Annotated in this window: 5 protein-coding genes; 3 read left to right on the forward strand and 2 right to left on the reverse strand. The window is 33.9% G+C overall.

Translation table 11 applies throughout. The features are described from left to right. Positions 1 to 104 precede the first annotated feature (104 nt). Positions 105 to 992 carry a hypothetical protein gene (locus tag H8J70_RS12180; protein ID WP_186504563.1) on the reverse strand — a complete coding sequence of 296 codons (888 nt, stop codon included), beginning with the start codon at positions 990 to 992 and terminating at the stop codon, positions 105 to 107. A gap of 713 nt (positions 993 to 1,705) precedes the next feature. Between H8J70_RS12180 and H8J70_RS12185 the strand changes: the two genes are divergently transcribed. The 3 genes from H8J70_RS12185 (at position 1,706) to H8J70_RS12195 (ending at position 4,962) form a co-directional block, all read left to right on the forward strand. After that, positions 1,706 to 2,281 (forward strand): RNA-dependent RNA polymerase family protein, encoded by a 576-nt coding sequence (locus H8J70_RS12185; RefSeq protein WP_222433712.1) that lies wholly within the window; start codon positions 1,706 to 1,708, stop codon positions 2,279 to 2,281. Between the two features lie 46 nt (positions 2,282 to 2,327). Further along, a complete protein-coding gene (locus H8J70_RS12190) occupies positions 2,328 to 3,140 on the forward strand; it encodes a hypothetical protein (RefSeq protein WP_186504565.1) in 813 nt (270 codons plus the stop codon). Positions 3,141 to 3,309: 169 nt separating this feature from the next. Further along, positions 3,310 to 4,962, forward strand: coding sequence for an RNA-directed DNA polymerase (locus tag H8J70_RS12195; protein ID WP_186504566.1), 1,653 nt, complete (start codon positions 3,310 to 3,312; stop codon positions 4,960 to 4,962). A 41-nt stretch (positions 4,963 to 5,003) separates the two neighbouring features. Here the strand turns inward: H8J70_RS12195 and H8J70_RS12930 are convergent, their stop codons facing one another. Next, complete coding sequence (locus H8J70_RS12930) at positions 5,004 to 5,108, reverse strand: IS3 family transposase (protein WP_425489114.1); 105 nt, start codon at positions 5,106 to 5,108, stop codon at positions 5,004 to 5,006. Positions 5,109 to 5,112 lie beyond the last annotated feature (4 nt).

Below are 5,112 nucleotides of genomic sequence, written 5' to 3' on the forward strand. Positions count from 1 at the left end.
ATTAGAGAAATTAGACAATTTAGATCAGACTCGAATTTATCTAATTTCTCCCGTTTCGTTATGATGATTATCTCATATCTTGGCAGGTGGGAGTATCCATGGTTTTATTTTACGCTTACACTGAACATACGCATTATTGCTTTATGAGAGGAATCATTGGTATCCATAATTTCAAAGTACTTACAAAACAAGAAGGAATACATTGCAAATTTTTTAACTTTGTCTTTAGTTATGTTATCGAGTGTTCCTTCATGGGTGGCAATATTTCGTAATTTACGTATTTCGTCAAGCGTTTCTAGTATAACGTTAGGCATAGGAGGAAGGTTATATTCAGATAATTGTTTTGGAAGGTCATGGAGTTTCTTAAAATATGTTGAGAAATTATTGTTATGCTTGGAATTAAAATTGCGTAATGCTAATTCACAGGCCTTCTGTAGCTGAGTAATAAATGACACATAATTCAATTTTGTCATGCTGTCAAATGCATTAATTAATTCATGCAAAATGGGATTATTCCATTGATCTGCAGAGGCATAGACATATAAAATAGAGACTTTTGTCTTTTGTTGAGGAACATTATTTATTGGAATAGGGAAAAGAGTTTTTACTTTAGAATATTCATGCCCCATAGGACAATTCCCATAAATTTCTGTGGGAATGCAACCTGCATTTTGTGCAGTGTAATTTATGTAAAGAAGTTTTCCATCACTGATTCTATCGGTCAAATCTAATTTATACATCTCATCAGGATATAGAGCGATTTGTTTGAATAGAATTTTACAGTCTAAGAGCATATAATGAAATCCGAAATTGATCAATGTGGGATTAAAGTATAATCCTGATATCCAAGCTGGGATACTTTTTACTGAAGGATGGAGAAAGAAGTAAGTGTAAGTTATATCATTTAGGATAAATGAAAATATTGAATTAAACGGAATAAATCCATTGATTAATGCTTCTGGAATTTTCGATGCATCGAGTTTATTTGTCATTCTTCCTCCTAAGTATAAAAAAATACAGAATATGGTATTTGCGGTATAAGATAAGTACTATATATAGGCTATCAAATATTAAACTATAAGTCAAATGGTAAACAAATAATATCTCAGTGTTGGAAGTACCTATAAACTTCACACATCAAAGGATAATTTCCAGGTGGGTTAAAATAACAGTAATCTTGCACGAATCACGCATTGCTGAATCAACGATATGATTTGGCTGTTTTTTTTCAAGCCAAAATCATAGATTCATCATTAGAATTCCCTAACGCCGTTATGAGAAGTCTCCTATATTCAGCTAGCTAGGCCTCCTCTATGTAGAATTACCAGCTCGCTACATATGAAGCCACGGCTGTGAGCTGATAATTTCTTGTACGCTAGACATGAACGTTGAGTCGTACCGGTTAGAAAAAATGAAGGAAGTAGAAACAACTGAACAATGGTAGTTCAGAATTAAATTATCGCATGAGGCACTTACTAATTAACGAATACAAATGGCTAATTCCATCCCTTCAGGATTGTTTTAAGGGAATGATGTATCCCGCTGCTTAATAAATCTATTAATTAATGGGCACAAACTAGTTGACCAAGTCAATCATAATCATAAGCCATTGACATGGATAAAGAGAAACGATACGATATGAAAAGATGATAAAGAAAAGCGGAAAATATTTGCATGGACAATCTGGTTTTGTGAGGTGACACTGTTGTATATTGAGGCCGAGATTAAACGAGCGGTGAAAAAGATTGTTGCTTGTGATACTGATACGTATAAGAATAACAGTGAGATAAGTCAGTTGACAAAAGAGATTTTAGAAAAAACATTAAATTTGGATACAAATGTAGATTTTCGTAAATTCGAACGATTTGTCTTGAGCCAAGGAAATAAAAAGAGAATCGTTGTAAAATATCCGGACTTAGACTCAGCAGAAAATGTTTTATGTCAGTGCATCAAGCAAATTTTGGATAAGGCATTCCATGTTAAATATCCTAATAGAAATAAGATTGCTAGGGAACTTTTTGATGTTATGGCAGCAATTGTAAAAATGTCAGATTTTACAATAGTCAGATTTGATTTTAAGAATTTTTTCAATTCTATTTCCACCAATTATGTATACGAAAAAATTATAAAAAATAAAATCTCAGATCGACTTGAACAAGAATTGATTGAGAAGTTTTCTCTTGAAACAGAATATGCCTATGCTGGTCTTAGTACATCCAATGTTATTGCAGAAATCATTGCTTTGCAATTCGATGAATTTCTAGAAGCAGCTCTGGAATAAGGGCTTGATTTTTTATGAACGATACATCGATGATGGAATTATTATCTTGAATCAGCATTATGAAGAAAAAGGAATCGTATCAGTACTCGATACAGCTGTCAAAGAAATATTTAGGAATCAATCCATAGGATTGGATAAAAAATGCAAGACATGTAAAACATCATTAAATAGGAAGAAGTTCTCTTATATAGCAAGAAGGGAGATAGGGGAACACGAAAAAATGTTTGATTTTTTAGGGTATAATTTTACATTTCATAGTGAATCAAATGGTAAAATGAATGGTTCCTTAGACATTTCAGTGCAATATGGAATCACACTTGAAAAACGGGAGAAATATAAAAAAAGAGTCAAAAAGCTCATTCGTGAATATAAGAATTCAGATGATGAAGAGAAGAAAAAGCTAGAACTTTTGCGACATCAGATTGCTGCCTTTACTAGGCGGACTGTGTATTTAACTAAAAAATCCAATACGTATATCTGGAAAGTGAAAGGCTTTATTTCAAATTATGGTGAACTAAGGGATTATTTAGAAACTGATCACGTTGATAAAGCAACAACCACGTTCCTTAAAACAATGGTTGAAGAGGCTTTTAAGGAAGAGAAGATGGCGCTTCCTTATTTCATGAACCATGAGAAAAATAAGAAAGCTAAGAAAGAAGAGTTTTGCGGCTATAATCTTTATGATAATATGAAAAGAAACCGGACTTTGCTCTTGGTGCAACATATTGGATATAATGCAAAATCATTGCGTGCTTTGTGTAAGCAAATAGATATTCTACCTACTGATTGTCATAAAAAATGGAGAGACTACGATAAGCTGGTGCGTGAATATTTGATTAAAGTAAAGGTAGGGTATTAAAAATGAGGACAGCTAGTTAGCCGCCCTCAGATGGATACGGAGCCTAGGCAGAGCCCATTTGTCGAAACAAATGGCCGTATCGATGATGTGTGTACTCTAAAGATTACCAGAGTACGGAAAACTATATGGTTTTCATCTACTATAATAATGTCGCATGGAGAAGATGTCAATGGAATTACAAGGAATGGAAAGGAACAAGCTGGATTTTATCTTGACGGATTTATTACCGGTAGAACTTTCAAATTTGTTTTCTTTCTACGAATTTTACTCGTATCTATCTACAAAAAGAAGCCATCGTGTTTTGCAAGATATCTTGGCAACGTTAAAGGCAAGCAGAGTAAAGGGGGATAAAGTGCTATTTACAAATGGCTGGGCATCATGTCCCCTTCGATATAAAATTATAAAAGGTACGGATTCTATGAGGAAAATGAGCGTCATTCATCCGTATGCAGCCTTAAATATATATTTCTTCATAGAGTGCTATCAAAAAGATATATTGAATTATTTTGAGAAAAAACATGATTTTTCGTTGCGCTACCACCAAAAAAATAAGCAACTGTATTATAAGGCAAGATCGAAGAATGTGACAGCTTATTTTCAAAAGCAGATTAAAAGTACTGGAAAAAGTATTATTCAGCAAGCCGGGAACTATTTTTATGTCGGTCCCTATATGTCTATCAATGCATTTACTGGATCAGATCAATGGAGAACCTGTAATTTTAATTTCAGGTATTACGCAAGGACAGACTTTAAAGCCTGCTTTGATAGCATATATACCCATGCCTTTAGCTGGATTATAGAGAAAAATTCATTGGATTCCAAGGATGCTAAGAACTCTCATCTGGCTCTTGTTATTGATAGATTGATGCAGAATATCAATGGACACATATCAAACGGTATTGTCGTCGGCCCGGAGTTTTCCCGCATGATAGCGGAGATATTACTTGAGCATGTAGATAAAGAAGTAAAGCATTCTTTACTGCAAGACGGGATTAAAACGAAGAGGGATTATAGAATCTATCGATATGTCGATGACATCTTTATTTTTGCCAATGAAACTCGTTCTATTGATCGAATCTTGGAAACGTATAGAGAAATAAGTGAGAAATATTTATTGCATCTTAATGAGTTAAAACTTGTTAAGGGAACAACTCCCTGCTTACCAAAGGATTGGTTGCAGCCGACAAGACAACTTTCTGAGATGATTGGAAATTATTTTTATCATGGAAATCATGCAGATTTTTTGAAATTGGATGTCGCAAAACAGCATGTCGTAGGCAAAAATTATATTCATATAGATACTATTAAAGACGGCATCAACGTTTTAATGCAAACGTACTTAAATGACAGGAGAACGATTGTATCTTATCTCTTATCAACACTTTTGAATAATATCAGCAAAAAGAAAACCGGCTACAGATTGTTCAAGAAAGATAAAGGGACCAAAAATGAACGTAAACATAATATAAATAGCGCCTTATTGATACTCGATATGGCACTATATATCTATGCGTATTTCCCATCTTTTGACCAGACGCAGAAGGTCATCTCGATCATCAGCTACATGGACTCGGAAATCAAGTTCAGGAAAAAGGATGATGATGAAATATACAATCAAACGTTAATGGAGTTGAATAATAAGTTTAACAAGTATTCTTTTATCTTTAGAAATGCAAATCTGTTTGATATATGCGACTGGTTTCCGTTTTTTAGAGAATATCAGATGACATTTAATGTAGAAACGGAAAATGCCTTATTGAAAAAAGCCAGTGAACTTGATGATCTGAACCGCTCCCCGTCAAGTAGACAGAGCAAAAAATAAAACATGTACTTATTACTGCCACCGATATCCGGTGGCAGTTTTTATGCTGCCACGTAATAGTTATTGTGCTTTTCCATCGGGGTTACTACACCCAGTTTTCTCTGTAAACGCTTAGTATTGTAATAGCCAATGTAATCCTCAATCATTGCA

It is taken from the genome of Megasphaera hominis (assembly GCF_014269395.1).
GTDB lineage: Bacteria > Bacillota > Negativicutes > Veillonellales > Megasphaeraceae > Megasphaera > Megasphaera hominis.